16 protein-coding genes are annotated in these 15,458 nt (G+C 35.7%); 13 read left to right on the forward strand and 3 right to left on the reverse strand.

Annotated elements, in window-relative coordinates; translation table 11 throughout:
- The first annotated feature begins 181 nt into the window (after positions 1 to 181).
- From AABK36_RS21065 to AABK36_RS21085, 5 genes are all read left to right on the forward strand, one after another.
- Positions 182 to 1,381, forward strand: a complete 1,200-nt coding sequence (locus AABK36_RS21065; RefSeq protein ID WP_309942270.1) for a phosphatidylinositol-specific phospholipase C domain-containing protein — start codon at positions 182 to 184, stop codon at positions 1,379 to 1,381.
- 163 nt (positions 1,382 to 1,544) lie between these two features.
- Positions 1,545 to 2,288, forward strand: coding sequence for a carboxypeptidase-like regulatory domain-containing protein (locus tag AABK36_RS21070; RefSeq protein ID WP_309942268.1), 744 nt, complete (start codon positions 1,545 to 1,547; stop codon positions 2,286 to 2,288).
- Positions 2,289 to 2,469: 181 nt separating this feature from the next.
- On the forward strand, positions 2,470 to 3,024 hold the full coding sequence (locus AABK36_RS21075; protein WP_309942266.1) for a sigma-70 family RNA polymerase sigma factor: 555 nt from the start codon (positions 2,470 to 2,472) through the stop codon (positions 3,022 to 3,024).
- Positions 3,025 to 3,238: 214 nt separating this feature from the next.
- Positions 3,239 to 6,004 (forward strand): TonB-dependent receptor, encoded by a 2,766-nt coding sequence (locus AABK36_RS21080; RefSeq protein ID WP_309942264.1) that lies wholly within the window; start codon positions 3,239 to 3,241, stop codon positions 6,002 to 6,004.
- A gap of 65 nt (positions 6,005 to 6,069) precedes the next feature.
- Positions 6,070 to 6,855, forward strand: coding sequence for a hypothetical protein (locus AABK36_RS21085; RefSeq protein ID WP_309942262.1), 786 nt, complete (start codon positions 6,070 to 6,072; stop codon positions 6,853 to 6,855).
- A 125-nt stretch (positions 6,856 to 6,980) separates the two neighbouring features.
- On the opposite strand, the gene AABK36_RS21090 is transcribed toward AABK36_RS21085, so the two are convergent.
- The gene (locus tag AABK36_RS21090) at positions 6,981 to 7,142 is read right to left on the reverse strand and encodes a hypothetical protein (protein WP_309942259.1); all 162 of its coding nucleotides are present in this window, start codon (positions 7,140 to 7,142) and stop codon (positions 6,981 to 6,983) included.
- A gap of 270 nt (positions 7,143 to 7,412) precedes the next feature.
- Between AABK36_RS21090 and AABK36_RS21095 the strand changes: the two genes are divergently transcribed.
- The 4 genes from AABK36_RS21095 (at position 7,413) to AABK36_RS21110 (ending at position 10,530) form a co-directional block, all read left to right on the forward strand.
- Positions 7,413 to 7,559, forward strand: coding sequence for a hypothetical protein (locus AABK36_RS21095; RefSeq protein ID WP_309942257.1), 147 nt, complete (start codon positions 7,413 to 7,415; stop codon positions 7,557 to 7,559).
- A 145-nt stretch (positions 7,560 to 7,704) separates the two neighbouring features.
- Positions 7,705 to 8,154 (forward strand): DDE-type integrase/transposase/recombinase, encoded by a 450-nt coding sequence (locus tag AABK36_RS21100; protein WP_309942319.1) that lies wholly within the window; start codon positions 7,705 to 7,707, stop codon positions 8,152 to 8,154.
- Between the two features lie 589 nt (positions 8,155 to 8,743).
- Positions 8,744 to 9,196: a hypothetical protein gene (locus AABK36_RS21105; RefSeq protein ID WP_309942254.1), complete on the forward strand. Its 453-nt coding sequence runs from the start codon at positions 8,744 to 8,746 to the stop codon at positions 9,194 to 9,196.
- A gap of 476 nt (positions 9,197 to 9,672) precedes the next feature.
- A complete protein-coding gene (locus AABK36_RS21110) occupies positions 9,673 to 10,530 on the forward strand; it encodes a hypothetical protein (RefSeq protein WP_309942252.1) in 858 nt (285 codons plus the stop codon).
- A 327-nt stretch (positions 10,531 to 10,857) separates the two neighbouring features.
- Here the strand turns inward: AABK36_RS21110 and AABK36_RS21115 are convergent, their stop codons facing one another.
- Positions 10,858 to 11,304 (reverse strand): hypothetical protein, encoded by a 447-nt coding sequence (locus AABK36_RS21115; RefSeq protein ID WP_309942251.1) that lies wholly within the window; start codon positions 11,302 to 11,304, stop codon positions 10,858 to 10,860.
- A 982-nt stretch (positions 11,305 to 12,286) separates the two neighbouring features.
- On the opposite strand from AABK36_RS21115, the gene AABK36_RS21120 reads away from it, so the two are divergent.
- Entirely contained in the window at positions 12,287 to 12,745 is a 459-nt protein-coding gene (locus AABK36_RS21120; protein ID WP_309942249.1) for a hypothetical protein, read from the forward strand.
- Between the two features lie 76 nt (positions 12,746 to 12,821).
- Here AABK36_RS21120 and AABK36_RS21125 read toward each other — a convergent pair whose 3' ends face one another.
- Positions 12,822 to 13,187 (reverse strand): tetratricopeptide repeat protein, encoded by a 366-nt coding sequence (locus AABK36_RS21125; RefSeq protein ID WP_309942247.1) that lies wholly within the window; start codon positions 13,185 to 13,187, stop codon positions 12,822 to 12,824.
- A 171-nt stretch (positions 13,188 to 13,358) separates the two neighbouring features.
- Between AABK36_RS21125 and AABK36_RS21130 the strand changes: the two genes are divergently transcribed.
- Genes AABK36_RS21130 through AABK36_RS21140 form a run of 3 tightly spaced genes read left to right on the forward strand, consistent with a single transcriptional unit; the run spans position 13,359 to position 15,446 of the window.
- Complete coding sequence (locus AABK36_RS21130; RefSeq protein WP_309942245.1) at positions 13,359 to 14,291, forward strand: hypothetical protein; 933 nt, start codon at positions 13,359 to 13,361, stop codon at positions 14,289 to 14,291.
- Between the two features lie 11 nt (positions 14,292 to 14,302).
- Positions 14,303 to 14,794: a hypothetical protein gene (locus AABK36_RS21135; protein ID WP_309942243.1), complete on the forward strand. Its 492-nt coding sequence runs from the start codon at positions 14,303 to 14,305 to the stop codon at positions 14,792 to 14,794.
- Entirely contained in the window at positions 14,769 to 15,446 is a 678-nt protein-coding gene (locus AABK36_RS21140) for a hypothetical protein (protein WP_309942241.1), read from the forward strand. The genes AABK36_RS21135 and AABK36_RS21140 overlap by 26 nt, the downstream gene beginning before the upstream one ends.
- Positions 15,447 to 15,458 lie beyond the last annotated feature (12 nt).

A 15,458-nucleotide genomic window follows, 5' to 3' on the forward strand; every position in this document is an offset into this window, starting at 1 on the left:
TTGTTTTCTTGAGTTGTATTACTTTTAAATTATTTCTATATAAAATTGATTTTTTGGAGTTTTGATCAATATGCGTTTTCTGCATTTTAGAAAATATTTTCAGTCGGGACATGTTTTGCATGCTGTATATCTATCAAATGTGTTCCGTATTTATTTTCTTAATATTTATTTCAAAACAAACATGAAAACCAACAAAACATGGCTAGTTGTAATAGCATGGTTAGCCGCATGCTCAAGTCCCATGGAAGATTTGAATTCGATTGATGACAATCGTGATTATTCAACTCTTTCGAAAAATCCATCAATAAATTCTCAAGTTTATGAGCTTGTTCCTCAGGAAGAAAGAAAGTTATTTGAAATTTCCTTTCCCTGCACTCACAACTCTTATAATTACAAAGGACGATTCGAAAAGTCAAATGTTTTTGACAATTTGCCATCGCAGTTTCAAAAAGGAATTAGGGCCATTGAGATAGATGTGCATGAGAAATCAACGTATCATTTTCCATTCAAAGTTAAAAAAGATATCTCGGTATATCACGGCAAAGCGACTAATGGAGCTAATGGCAGTCGTCTAGCTCATTACGTTCTTGAGGAAGTAAGAGATTTTATTCTTGAAAATCCGAAAGAGATGGTGTTTTTGAAATTCGAAACAACAGTAAGCGGTTCGCAAATTGACAAATTGATGGATAAGTCGGGTTTGTCGGGCCTTGTATTTGATCAGATCAAAACCAATCCTTACCCAACCAAGGAAGATGTAATAGCTTCAGGCAAAAGAATTATTATAACGAGACAAATTGGCAATTCCAGATTTAGTCCCTCTTTGCCAAGGCATACGGCTGGAGGTGGGTATTCCGACAATTCGGATCATAACCCACAATCCCAACCTTCAGAGAATAAATATTTTAGCATGCAATATTACGGGATAACAAGTGTTGCTGGATACGGAGACGCTGATAGAGCCAAATATTTAAATCATCCTTCAAGACTAGGAGAGTTTGTTGATCAAACGTGGAAGCTAAATGGAAAAAAGCCCTGGAGAGTTATCGTGGATTTTCCGAGTGTTCATAATAACCATTATTATGAAGTGATTGAGGAAATGAATGAGAGAGCGATAGCGAAAGTTAGGATAGTGGATGAAAGCGGAAACATTATGATGAAAGATGGAAGTAATTTGTACCATTGGAATTGGGAGTGCGCATATGAGAATGGTGTCGTGATGGCGAAAACTTCAGGAGAATGCAATTTCCCAATCAAAGCGTATGAGACAATTACATTGAAGCCTGTCTCAAATCAATTTGACTTTGTCCCGAAGCAAGTTGTTATCTCCCACGATGATAACAAAAACGATTACTTAGTTAGCTTTATTGCTACAAGAAAATAATTATATGAGCGGAAAGTCATGATTGACTTTTCGCTCATAATCATGCTTTTGAATACCTTTTTAACAAGGCTTAACTAAACTTATTCTTGTATAAATGATTTTTTATGAGTGAAAGGCTAGATTGAAAATAAAAATGATAAAATATGCTTTACTATTTATATTTATGCATTTGTTGTTTGTCACTCATGCTCAAAATAAACTAGAAATTTCAGGAAAAATTTTTGATGAAGAAGGCGAAGAGCTTTTTGGAGCGAATGTCTTTCCGAATAGTTCACCTTTTGCTGGCGTGAGTTCGGATGTGAATGGTGATTTTTTATTGCTAATAGAATCATCTGACACGATTAACTTTACAAGCATGGGTTTTGCCACAGTGAAAATTTGGGCGGATGATGATAAGGAAGATTTGAAAATCGTGATGAAACCATCTTCCACTATGTTAAGGGAAGTGGTTGTTATTGGCATACCGGAAGATGCGGAGGATTTTAAAAAAGAAGTGCTGCGGTACAGGCCTCCGGAAGAGGAAGAATTCTCCTTTAAAATTGATCCGGAAGTATTGGATAAATTGCCTTCTGAAGTTGCTCAACAAAGACAATTGGCAGAATCTCAATTGCGAATTCGCATGCCGGTAAGCATGAAAATCAATTTTACCAAGCGCTTTTATAAAGACAAGGAAAAAGAAAAGTTTAAGAAGATCAAGCAAAATGAATCAAAGTGGAATAGAGTTGAGCTTTACTATAATATTGAGACGGTGAAACAGATGACAGCTATAGAAAGCGATAGTTTGGCAAAGGAGTTTTTGAAGTTTTGTTATTTGGATGAAAAGTTCTTGTTGGAGAGCAATGCTTATGATGTTCAAGTGAAGTTGCTGGAATGCTACGAAGAATTTGCTTTGATAAATCGTAAATAGTCATGGCTGTTTAGTTCATGTCAATTCATTTGATTGATTAAAATTTTTCAAGGCTACTGTTATTGTAATGTTAAATATATCATTGATTTTTCAGATGTAATTCAAGAAAGGACTTAATGTAATTCCCGTGTAATTGTCTTCGGATAATTTCAGCTTAAGTTTTAACACAACTAAGTAGGGGATGAATACAACTGAACACACGGACGTATTTTTATTTGGTAAAATAGAAAAGGGCTGTCAAGGAGCTTTCAATATTTTTTTTCATAGGCATTACCAACAGCTTATCGAATTGAGCTTTGGCTTGATTCGATGCAGGCCCAGTTCTGAAGAAGTGGTGAATGAAAAGTTCATGCACATTTGGGAAAACCGTCATTTGCTTCAAAATGTGGAAACTCCCTTGGCGTATATGCGAAGAGTGGTAAGAAATGGCTCATTGGATCGATTGAAGAAGAACGCTTATAAAAATGTGCATTTGGATGAGGTAAAGCATGTTGCCGACACCAATTGCGTGGAAGGACAAATCCATTTTGAAGAGCTTTATGTGAATTTGAAGGAATTGATTAATCAGTTGCCGCCTAGAAGAAAAATGATTTACAACTTGAATAAGTTTGAAGGGCTTCCTTACCAAAAAATCGCGGATAAGCTGGGAATATCAGTGCATACAGTTCAGAAGCAAATGTCTTTGGCTACGGATTTTATGGAAAAAGAATTTGAAAAATTTCGCGAACACGGATGATCAGTTAATTTTTGAGTAAAGCAAAAATTGAATTGTTTAAAGATCGTTCTTGATTGGATAAGTATAATTAACCATCATTTAAAAAAGCTTTGCTAAAATACTCTTTTGTTAACATTAAGGAAATGTAAGCTTAAATATTTGGAAACTGAAAGGGATACTAGGTCAAGCCTTGAATTTGAGTCATGTATATGAATCAATCAATAAGTTAATAATCATGAATCAGTTTTTTAAGGGTTCTTTATTAGTATTTCTTCTCTCGATAATTGGCATGCAAGTGTTGGCGCAAAGCGTTGGCCGAATAAGCGGTAGAATCATTGACGCTCAAGCCAATGAGCTTTCATATGCCCATGTGTATGTGAAGGATACTAAATTTTCGACAGTGACGGATTTATCCGGAAAGTTTTCCATAGGTGGAGTGCCGGCGGGTGAATACGAAATTATAGCGCATTATCTTGGCTATGATGATGCAACACAATCGATTCAAGTAAAAGAAAACCAAACAGTAAGCATTGAGATGGTGATGGAGGAAAATGCCACTCAATTGGAAGGGATAGTTGTATATGGAGACGCGTCGAGAGGACAAGCGAAAGCCTTGAATGAGCAAATGAATTCGATCTCGATCAAGAATGTTGTTTCTTCTGAGCAGTTTGGAACGATGCCGGATAGAAATGGTTCCGAGGCTTTGCAGCGTATTCCCGGGATTTCCATTAATAGAAACAGAGGCGAAGGAGCTGATATTCAGATACGTGGCGTGAGTTCAGAATATAACCAAATGCAGATGAATGGAACTCCAATGCCTGGTGGTGCTGACAATAGAGGGACTAGTTTGGATTTTCTGGCGGTGGACTTGATGGATAATATCGAGGTGAAAAAGACGCTTACTCCGGATATGGATGGAGGAGCGATTGGCGGAGCGGTGAATTTCACCATGAAAGATGCTCCCGAACAATTGACGATCAAAGCGATGACCAGTGGCGGTCGCAATTTTCATGTCGATGAGTACAATGCCGGAGGAGGGTTAGGTTTACAACAGCACAATATGTTCATAGGCAACAGGTTTTTTGATAATAAACTAGGAGTATTGATCAATGGTAGTTATTATCAAACCAATAGAGGAACGGAGCTGAATCAATACCTTATCGATGATGCTGACTCTTTGATTCAGAAGAGATACAACGATTATGATGTCAAGCGTGTGAGATATGGATATAGCACAGCACTGGATTATAGATTCAATGAGAATCATGTGATCAGAGGATCATATAATAAGAATTATTTTGAGGATCATCGTATACGCCGTAGAGCGGATTTCAACTATCGAAGATGGGATGAGCAAGAGAATAGCGTGGATGGCGGAGCGATTACCGCTTATGATGAAGTGCGCGAAGTGCAAAACAGGCTTAAGTCCACATCTATGGATGTGTATCAGATTGGCGGTGAGCATAAGTTCAATAATGGGATCGAGTTTGATTATAAATACAGCCACATAAGCACTGAAGTGGAAGAGCCGGACGGCACGCAATATTACTTTGGAAGAATATTGAGTCCTGAGGATATTCAAGGACAAGATATATGGGGAGTAACAGCGAAGACGATGATTCGCCCTGAAGATCCTTTGTATATGAAAGGCGGTAGAGGACAAAAGCAAGGTGTGCGCAAGGACGAGATGCTTAATGTTGAAAAAGACAATTCATTTGTGGCTAACTTGAAAATCCCTATTGATTTTATGGGAAAAAGAACAAACCTTCAGACCGGCTACAAATTCTGGAAAAAAACAAAAGACAGGCAAGCTACGCGTTTCACGGCTGACCCGACTGAGGAAGTGAAGATTTACGCGCCTGACTTTTTCAATGAAGGTGTTACGTACAGGGACGCGGCATTCAATGACTTGCCTTTAGGTGATTGGAAGGCGAATAATAGCGTATTGAATAATAACTATTACGCAAGCGAGCAAATTAACGCCGCTTATATTATGGCGGACTTGCCTTGGACTTCCAAGTTCAATACTTTGATCGGTGCGAGAATGGAGCATACGGCTAACCACTATATCTTTGATGAGTATAATTCAGGTGAATTTGTTCAAACGTTGAATGACAGAAGCAACTACGTCAATATACTGCCTTCCATCAATGCCGTGTATAAATTTGACAAGCAAAACAGTTTGAAAGCGGCGGTTACTCAAGGTATTGCTAGACCTGCTTTTACAAGCTTGATACCAAGAGAAGTGATCGATGATGAAGCGCGAAAGATGTCCATATCCAATCCGGATTTGAAGCCGGTGGTAGCGACAAATTTCGATATCATTTATGAACGATACACTTCCAATATGGGATACTTCACCGCAGGAGCTTTTGCGAAGTTGATTGACGGGCAGATCGTAAGCACTACAGAATACCATATGATCGATGGCCAGCCTTGGGAGATTACGAAGCCTTTGAATGCGGATCAGGCGAAGCTCTTTGGTTTCGAGGTTGCATACAGTCATAGATTTATCAACTCGGGGGTGCCAGTGTTGGAATGGATGAGCGTGATGGCTAATTATACATTCACATGGTCGCAACAGAAAATCATTCGAAATGGAAATACTATCGATGATGACGGCAACTTGATAGAAGGAGAGGAAATCGTTCGTGTCACTCAAATGGGAAATAGTCCGAGAGACATTTTCAATTTGAATTTGACATACGATAATCCTAACAGCGGTTTGATGATCGCTATCTCAGGCAACTACAGAGCGCCTCTTTTGATTGAAATGGCAGATAGAGCGGAACGCGATATTTATTTCAGCCAACAGTTTCATCTTGACTTGTCGGCAAGTTACGCTATAAATGAAAACTTGTCGATATTTACGCAAATGAACAACTTGACCAATCAAAAAGAGAGAGAAGTGTACGGTAATCCTTACAGTGCCGGACACATTTTACACCAAACGGAACAATACGGACCGACTGTCACAATCGGTGCGAAATTCAATCTATAGTCTATTTTAATCGATCCTCCGCGTAATATGCGGGGATCACTTTTTTTGATCAGAAATTGACCATTATGTTTCTTAGAAATATTCTTTTATTATCGTGGATGGCTATGGCGACAATCGCTAATGCTCAGCAGTCAGAGTTGATATCACAATTCGACGCGCCGAAAGCAAGGCAAGCAGTGGTGGCGACAGATGACGCTTTTTTTGTGGTGGATAATCGCACGATAATCAAACGCGACAAGCAAACCGGCGATAGTTTGGCTGTGTGGACAGACAAGCGCTTGGATCATCTCAATAGCGCTATATTGATAGACTCCTTGGTCTATTGCGCTCATTCGAATTATCCTCAGATACCGATGTCCAGCACTATCGAGATTTTTGACCCGAAGACGATGACGCATGTGGGCAATCATAGTTTTGGGATAGAATTTGGATCGGCTACGTGGATTGATGAATATGAGGGCCATTTTTACGTCATGTTCGCCCATTACGATAGAGATCATAATAGACAGAGGAACAGAGATGTCAGCTGGACGCAACTAGTGAAATTCGATAAGGAATGGCGAAAAGTAGGCGCTTGGATTTTGCCGAAAGAACTGGTGGAACGCACCACGCCGTATAGCATCTCGGGTGGAATATTTATGGAAGACGGACGAATCTTGGCTACGCATCATCATCACTCTGAACTCTATGTGCTTTCGATACCAAGTATCGGCTCTCAGCTCGTTTGGGAGCATACGTTCGAATCGTCAATCAAAGGCCAGGGAATTGCTTTGGACCCCTTGGATAAAAATATCTTATGGGGCATCGACAAGAAAAACAGGCAAGTGCTCAAGACAAAGTTGACTTGGTAGGTCGATGGTCAAATGATTCACACTTGTGATGAAATTATCGCTTCATTTTCTAAACTCAAGCCAGCGAGGTTTAGGAAATGAAGCTTTTTATGTAAAGGCTGTTATGTTAAGGTAGCTAAATCATTCTACCTGTCAAATAGAGTTTTCCTTCGTCTATTTTCCATTCTGTCGTTATGGCCTCTGAAACCTTCATATTTTCCTCCAGATCCTCCTCCTGTAAAAAAGCCTATAATATTTAATATTTTCTTAAATATTGATTGACGAGGTGTCTTTCCAAATTCTCTCATATTAATATGTCCCAGTGAATTGTGATTCAATAATGCTTTAATGTAATTATTTTTTACTATTTATAATTAATAAATAGTAATTAAGTGTTATATTTTAATCTATATTAGCGTCTTAGCATATGAGATTGATTGTAAATTTAATTATTTTTATACTTTTTATTCTTGGGGCAATCGAGTTGTTGGCTCAAAATAAATTTCCTGAAGAATATAAAAACGCTCCATATTTTATTTCCAGATCACCAGAAAACCTTGCAAATTTTTTGACAAAAAATGACTCCTCAGATTATCAAAAGGTATAATACCCTTGAAAAACTAGACCAAGAGCCTAACTCGAATGATTTGTTCAATAAAATTGGTCGTTTGGAGTTGGAAAATGATTTTCTAAAAAAAAACTTGAAGAAGTTGGGACATCTATAGACCTCAAACTCCTTGTGAATTCAAATGATTCATTAAGCATTCGAGGGCAATGTAAGCTCCTCGGAATAGCACGCTCTAGTTACTATTTCACAGCAAAAGGAGAATCTCAGGAGAACTTAGAGATCATGCGGAAAATGGATGACATATTCTTGAAGAGCCAACAGCAGGCGTACTTACCATGCAGTCTATGTTAAGAGATAATGGAATATTAGCCTCTTATGAACGGGTAAGACGTTTAATGAGAAAAGCCGGTATTTATGCTATTTACCCCAAAAAGAATCTTTCTAAGTTAGGAGCAGTTAAGTATATACACCCTTATCTTCTTCGTGATCTTGAGATTACTCGAGTGCATCAAGTCTGGGAGATTGATATAACCTATATTCCAATGGCTTCAGGCTTTATGTATTTGACAGCCATTATTGATGTATATAGTCGGTATATTGTTGGATGGGGCTTGAGTAATTCTTTAGAGGCCAATCATTCATTGGATGTTGTTAAAAAAGCCATTGAAGTGCATGGAAAACCTGAAATATTGAATAGTGATCAAGGAATTCAATTCATATGTAAAGCTTATGTAGATTACCTCAAGGATTAAAAAATTAAAATCGTATGGATGGAAAAGGACGAGCGCTAGATAATATTTATATTGAACGATTTTGGCGAACGATAAAATATAACCATATTTATCTCAATCCAGCTGATAATGGACTCAGCTTATAAGAGGGGTTTGTAATTTGCTAGAACGATATCATAGTAGGGATCATCAAGGAATCGATAGACTAAAACCTAAAGAGGTTTTTCAGTTGAATGCTGCCTAATGGCTGTTGAAATATGGATAACTTTTCAGCGGTGCAAGCACCTAAAGTTACCCACATTCCAATAGCTCAATATAATAGTTGGTTTAAATTTTCTAAAATTTTAGGAATGAAAAATCAACTAAGAATGTTTAACTCTTGGTCCAGTAAAGCGAGGGTATTATATAATGGAGTTAATAACGGAAAAGGATTTAGACAAACACCATCTTCTGGAGATAGGACGGACAGCAGCTAGTCATACTAATGTGCAAGGAAATGGAAATCATTTTGTACTGGGAGCTAGAAGTGGCAAGTTACTATTTATAATCAAAATGGGGATGTAGGAACATTTTCATTAAAGCAATTTGTTGAAATAGGAAATAAGTAGTTATGAAATTATTATTTATGATTAGTATAATTTATTCGTTATTTACATGTAATGTTGATATTCCTCAAATTAATAATATTAACATTAATTTAGAAATTAAGGGAAAAGGTGATATAGATTTATGTAATGAAAAGTATGAATTAGAAATTCAATCATTAGATAAAAAATGTCTTTTTAAACAGAGCTATGGCTGCCAAATAGAATCATTGCCTAACTCTATATATGATAATGAAGAAGTTGCAATTTCTTTCTGCTGGAGTGGGTATAAATTTTATTTTAATCATGTTGATACACAATTATTAAAGGAGTCTAATTTTAATTTTAGAATCGAGTATCCTCCTATACATGATAGTTCAATAAAAAAATCAAATAATTTACAGGAGGTGCATTATTTATCTTTTGATTCTAGCAAGTATCAGTCTATTGAATTAATAAAGCCTATTTATAAAAATTAAGAATCTTTCTAGTCCACAGTATGATTAGAAAGCGACACTAGTTCAAGGTACATCAAAAGTAAACCCAAATGATCTAAGCTTAGATTAAAGAACACTGGATCAAGTTTTCAACTTGTTCCCAATTCTGATAGATAATATTCAAAAGTCTTGGCATAAGTTAAGGCACTTTTTAGATCTTTGATAAAAGTAGTTGATATGCCAGCAAACAGGTTGCAAACCTGCGCTAGGGTAGGTTGGATAAAAATATCTTATGGGGCATCGACAAGAAAAACAGGCAAGTCCTCAAGACAAAATTGACTTGGTAGATCGATGGTCAAATAATTCACACTTGTGATGAAATTATCGCTTCATTTTCTAAACTCAAGCCAGAGAATTTTAGAAATAATGTTTTTTATATAACTTTATTTAATATTTTTTAACTAATGTCTCTAGTTGTCGTAATATTTATAACATTAACCTGACAAAAGTATGATCATATGGGATATATGGGATTCGGAATGAACAAGGAAAACTATGAGCGACAGCCTAAAGAATTTTATACCAACCAAAGAGAAATAAACAAAAAAGATACGGCATTTACCAAAAACAATCCCGACGCTCCAAAAATCAAAAAAGAAGAGATTTTAAACAAGCCATATTTTAAAACGCTTGGAGATACTTTGTTTCTGAAGATTTTTAAATTTTTAGTATTGGTATTCTTATTAGGTTCAATTTTTAAGTTGTCATTCTTTGATCCTTGGTTGAATGATTATGAAAAAAAGAAATATAAAGAAACTCTTATAAATGCCTATTCGACTGATCACAATTTTTTACTGAACTCGAATGAAAAATTATTGTTGAATTATTTCCAGATTGATATGTCAATGAATACTACATTGATATTATCCAAAGGATATCCAATTTCTGTTAGTGCAGAATACTTACGACATCCAGATCTTATTAAAATAGGCACTTGGAATTCTAAAGTTACTAATTTCGAATTAATAAATAGTCAACTCAGGGTGATTCAAAAAGATACAGTCAGAATATTAGAAAAAAATTGGATTCTATTTTATCAAAATGATACTATAGATTCTCAATACATTTCAGCACTAAAAAACTTAAATATAGATGTTAATTATATCAATGAATTAAGAGGTATATTAAAAGCAAATGGATATTCAGAACTTAAGTTTGAAAAAGGACAAACAATAATTACGGTTTCGAATAAAGTAATGGGTGATTATCAATATATCAGAAGTGAAAAACCACTTAAGAATGGAGTAAGCGTTATAAAACTTGATAGTGTTACATACTTAAGAAAAATATCTTCTATAAGTCTAAGTAATCTATAAGAAACTAGCACAAGATTTTATCTTGGGTTAAATATCAGCAGATATATAAAGTCCATCTTGATCGCTTGTCGATTGGGATGGATTTTTTTCTTTTCGCTATTACTAGAATTCAGGAACACGAATAATGCGTGAAATATATATAGTTCTTAATTGAAAATTGAATAAAGTATGGGCGTAAGTAACAGTAAGATACTTATTCGGTAGGCGGGAAGGTGTTACCTTTGAATTGAAATAGAGAATAGACGTATCATTTTTTAGACTTATCCCAAGGGTTTATCCCTTATCATTCCTAGAAAGGTCAGTTAGAGGTCTGGCCTTTCACTTTTTTTAAAAAGCGTAACCAAGCCCAAAACCATAGACCAGATCTTGCTTATTGTTATGGAAGTCCATGTTCAATGTTGGAGATATCGTCAGGTGGTGCCAATGAAAATCATATCCAGTGCCAATGCGGGTGACATATTCACTTTCATTATCATTAATGATGACTCCCGGGCCGGCCATTAGCTTTAGCCCTGCGATGGGGTGGTAGATGATTTCTCCAATAATAATTCCTTCAGTACCGGCTTTGTGTTCAGCGCCTCCAGTTTCAAAAAACTCAGTGCAAATCCCCACGCCAAAGTGGGAGTCAGCTCTGTATTCATATTCTAATCCTATGGGAGAATGGTCATTGCTATCTCCCCCCAGAAAGATGCCTACATGGTGATGCTCCTTATGCTGTGCCAATGCGGGCATAGACATGAGAAACAAAAATGCGACAATGGCTACATTTTTCATAGATCATATTTTTTAGTGATTCGACAAATGTAAAATGCTTGCTGACGGGATGATATTCGTTAAATCATGACAAAATCTGATTTTGCTTAGGCATTATGTGGTTTAAGGACATTATGAGGTTATAGCATATGTTACAGGGATGTAACAGTGTATTACTTACAAGGCGAGAGCAGATCTATTACCTTTATCCTATCGTTTGAAAGGCACGCCTTTTCTTTGATTCAATGAATCCATAGGGAAACGGAGAAGGAGGATTTTTCCTCCTTCGTTTTCAATGATTTGAAGGCTTTGCTTTAGGAAGCAGATTCATATTGAAAGTTAATGATAAACACCGCATATTGAGTTTTCTTTTTTTTTCAACATGATAGGGAGTAGCCTTCAGGGGCGCTCTCTTCATGTAAAAGTGAGTGTGTTGTCTTCTCGAATGAAATCTGATTTAAGCCTTTGAAATGTTCGTAATGGGAAAAGCTCATTAAGATATGAAACAGTATTTACACAGTGAGTAGTGCACTTGTTTTTGTTAACGTGGGAGTTTGGTAATCTTCCATTTTAGTTTTGTTTTAGGTTCAAGCTGGTAGAGCAATCTACTGGCTTTTTCTTGAACTTATGATGAAATCAGGTGTAGCGGAGTTGTTTTTTTGATATAAATCCATTTTGCATTTTTGGTTAATGAATACACGAAATCGATCAAAATAAACTTTCTGTTTTCAAGGATATGAAAATAGCGAAATCTCTCATCGAAGGAGGTAAATGGAATATTTCGTTCAAAATCTTTGAGATTAAGAATGGCGAGCTAATTTAGCTTATATTGTTTTATCGTACATAAAGGTATATGTTTCTTTGATTTTGACTCAAATGTTTGATGACTTGCAATTACATCGGAAAACTAATGCTTCACTCAATACTGATTTGAATTGATGCCTTTCAAAATAGCAGGCTGAATACGATTCGCGATTTTTTACGATTCAAATAATAATGTATTATGAGAAGAATACAAGTGAGCAAGAATTTTTGCTTAGACGAGCTCGTCTCTCCAAGAGTTCATGAAAAGTGGGGTGAAAATGCTTTATTGCTTATGGATGATAAAGTATTGCCCATGTTGGAAGCTATCAGGAAAAACCTCGGCGGTGTTCCTTTGACAGTCAATAATTGGGCTTATGGAGGAGGAACTTACCAACATTCTGGCTTTAGGGAACCGGAATATTATAAGAGAAATAGCGATTCGCTAAGCTTGCACAGGTTTGGAAGAGCGATTGATGTGAAATGCTCCGTAATCCCAGCTCCTGAATTATGGAGAAGAATATACGAGATGGAAACTCTTTTGCATAGTGAGTTCGGTCTTGGAGGAATCGAGAATATCTTAAAAACCACCAGAGACAACAAGTATGGTGGCTGGGTGCATCTTGACTTTAGGGCATCGGATAATGTGGTAATATTTTAATAATTAAAATCGGTCATGTTCAATCCCTTATTTCGAGAAAGGAATTGTGGATTGAGCATTTTATTATTTGAAAGACCTAATGGCCATGAGGATCAAAATAAGCTTCTATTGTCAATGGGTCTTTTTCATATTGAGAAGCTGTGTGAAAATACTCGATTGCATTTTTTCTTTCGGAAGCTATTTTGATTTTCACTATGCCGATATTTCGGTGCAGGTTTGCGTCTTTTGAGCCCAAACTTTTCGCTTTTGTCAGCAAGGGCAAAGCTTCAGTTGGCTTTCCCAAATCGGAATATACAGCTCCCAGATTGGTAAGAATTTTAATATTGTCAGGATATTGGTTCTTTAGCAAAAGTAATTTGCTTTTTATCGAATAGAGTTTGTCGAAATTCGGGCAAGCTTCCTTGTATGATTTTTTTATTTCTTTTATTTCAGTGTCAAGCATAACAATAGAGTTATTTTAGCTTTGCAATTCAATTGATAGGTGATTTAAATATAGTGGTAAATTTTAGTTTTTCAAGTTTTTAAATTATAATTTAAGTTTGTTGAAGTAAATTATGATTCTTGTAAAATAATCGTCGTATTTTAATTGTGAAGAGAATCTAAAATTATTGATATGAGATTTGATAAGGGGCTATTGGTTTGTTTGACCTTCCTTTTGGCTTGTAATAAGCCCAAGAAAGATGATAATGTTACCTTTAAAGAGGCTGGAATTCATATTGAGCAAATAAAAGAAGAGATCGAATTAGTGTCTGATAGTTTTGCTAACTTAAAATTGGAAAGTCAATCAAGAAGCGCGAATGAACAAGGTGAATTAGAGCTTATATCTGTAGAAAGTTATAAAGAAATCATTTATGATTCTTTGGATCTACCTAATTTACAGGTCATCAAAGACTTATCTTTTTTATTTTTGAGTGAATTTCATGGGGATGAATTGCAGGAAGGAGTTACGCAAGGAAAAGATTGGTACGGGTTGATAATCGAAGGTGATTCTTCAAGCTTAAAGAGATTGAATGTCAAAATGGAAAGATCATTTGATCCAATTCTTGATAGCGAAGGGGAAAAAACAGGATGGGAAATTACTGCCGACAGCGCTCAAAATTGTCTGATGCTCATTGCTACGACCAGGTTTGAATTACATGAACAGAAATTGGAAGATTTTCAAGTTGACTTTGGTCGACCCTCTTTGGATATAATGAAGGATACAATTTCATTGGTTATGGATTCAATTGAGTATAGTATTTATGAAAATACGGATAGATTTTTATTGAGCGATGGAAATCTGGTTGATGCAAACTATAAAATGTACATAACAGCACAGAAAAATGGTGAAAAAATTACTCAAAATTTGATTGCTAAGTATAATATGGATGATAACAAACCGAATATATTATGGGCAGGGGATCTTGACGGGGATAATAAATTGGATTTGATAATTGATGCATCTCGTCATTACAATGTATTCTTGCCTACATTATTTTTATCGTCTTTTGCCGATGAAAATGAATTGGTCAAGTGTGTAGCTTTCTTAGAATCAGTTGGGTGTTAGAATTACTGTATATGATTACTTCATTTTTAAAAAGGCTATTCAATAGAAAGCAATATCTTTCTGACTCTATGAATATTGAGAAAGAATTCAGAAGAGTTGAAAAAGAGGATAAGGAGAGGACAGCTTCTTTTTTAACAGAAAATCCTGATGTCAATAATTGGGTAGGGAGTGATTTTGAAAGTATAATCAGAAAGAAAGATTACGTACAGTTCGGAGATGAGTTTGATATTCCTTTAGAGTGTTGGGATGAGGCAATGTCGCCCGGCTCTATGGAACATGTCGTTGAGAAGAGAGGCGAGTGGACTTATTATATTGTTGATGGAGATGAGTATACTTACGATACAGAATTTGTAGGTATTGTGGTGTATTTCAATGATGAGATATTATATCCAAAAGCAAGGAAAATACTTGAAGAAATCTCCAAAAGCATCGAACGCGTTTCTGGTAAAGATGTGGAGATAATATTAAACTGTGCACATGATCATAGATATAGGATTAGGTAAATCATTAAAAATGGTAAGAACTTTATTTTTCTGTATTATTTTTAGTTTGATTTATTCTGTGGAGTCATTTTCGCAGATTAAAAAGGCGGTTTTTCATTCGATGGGCTTATCAGATACAACAAAATATAATGGTTTTATTAATTCAATATTGATTTGCGAAGATCTGTCGGATAACTCAGTCCGTTATTCATATAGTTTTGATGAAAATTGTAAGCTGATTTTGGAATATGATAGTCAAAAACAAACAATTTTTGGACATGAGTTGATTTGTGCTGACTTTGAAGATTACAGAAAATCCTATGAGCTTGATTCGATGATAGATATTCAATTAGGAAATGATATTCTTGAAGTTTACAAGTTTGTTGCCAGAGATCAATCATCTTGTTTTATTCCAAAGTGTGTAATATCAACTATTTTTTTCACAAGGGAGTATGGAGTTTTAGATTTTTTTCCTCGAGATTATAGTCATACACTTTCATTAGTGAGATTTGAAGGGAAAGATATGACAGAAGTATTTGAAAAATTAAAAGCTCAAACCGAATTTTATCTTAATCCTTTGGATGAATATGAAAAAAGAAAAATTAATCTAAATATAAAAATTATTGATGTACCAGAGGAGGAGTTGAAAGAGGAGGTTGATTTTTTTAAATAATCAGAGAAGCTC

This window comes from Aureibacter tunicatorum (assembly GCF_036492635.1).
GTDB classification, from domain to species: Bacteria; Bacteroidota; Bacteroidia; order Cytophagales; family Cyclobacteriaceae; genus Aureibacter; species Aureibacter tunicatorum.

Coding starts and splice junctions, on each gene's coding strand:
- AABK36_RS21065 (WP_309942270.1), top strand. CDS start 182: ATGAAAACCAACAAAACATGGCTAGTTGTAATAGCATGGTTAGCCGCA.
- AABK36_RS21070 (WP_309942268.1), top strand. CDS start 1,545: ATGCATTTGTTGTTTGTCACTCATGCTCAAAATAAACTAGAAATTTCA.
- AABK36_RS21075 (WP_309942266.1), top strand. CDS start 2,470: ATGAATACAACTGAACACACGGACGTATTTTTATTTGGTAAAATAGAA.
- AABK36_RS21080 (WP_309942264.1), top strand. CDS start 3,239: ATGAATCAGTTTTTTAAGGGTTCTTTATTAGTATTTCTTCTCTCGATA.
- AABK36_RS21085 (WP_309942262.1), top strand. CDS start 6,070: ATGTTTCTTAGAAATATTCTTTTATTATCGTGGATGGCTATGGCGACA.
- AABK36_RS21090 (WP_309942259.1), bottom strand. CDS start 7,142: ATGAGAGAATTTGGAAAGACACCTCGTCAATCAATATTTAAGAAAATA.
- AABK36_RS21095 (WP_309942257.1), top strand. CDS start 7,413: ATGACTCCTCAGATTATCAAAAGGTATAATACCCTTGAAAAACTAGAC.
- AABK36_RS21105 (WP_309942254.1), top strand. CDS start 8,744: ATGAAATTATTATTTATGATTAGTATAATTTATTCGTTATTTACATGT.
- AABK36_RS21110 (WP_309942252.1), top strand. CDS start 9,673: ATGGGATATATGGGATTCGGAATGAACAAGGAAAACTATGAGCGACAG.
- AABK36_RS21115 (WP_309942251.1), bottom strand. CDS start 11,304: ATGAAAAATGTAGCCATTGTCGCATTTTTGTTTCTCATGTCTATGCCC.
- AABK36_RS21120 (WP_309942249.1), top strand. CDS start 12,287: ATGAGAAGAATACAAGTGAGCAAGAATTTTTGCTTAGACGAGCTCGTC.
- AABK36_RS21125 (WP_309942247.1), bottom strand. CDS start 13,187: ATGCTTGACACTGAAATAAAAGAAATAAAAAAATCATACAAGGAAGCT.
- AABK36_RS21130 (WP_309942245.1), top strand. CDS start 13,359: ATGAGATTTGATAAGGGGCTATTGGTTTGTTTGACCTTCCTTTTGGCT.
- AABK36_RS21135 (WP_309942243.1), top strand. CDS start 14,303: ATGATTACTTCATTTTTAAAAAGGCTATTCAATAGAAAGCAATATCTT.
- AABK36_RS21140 (WP_309942241.1), top strand. CDS start 14,769: ATGATCATAGATATAGGATTAGGTAAATCATTAAAAATGGTAAGAACT.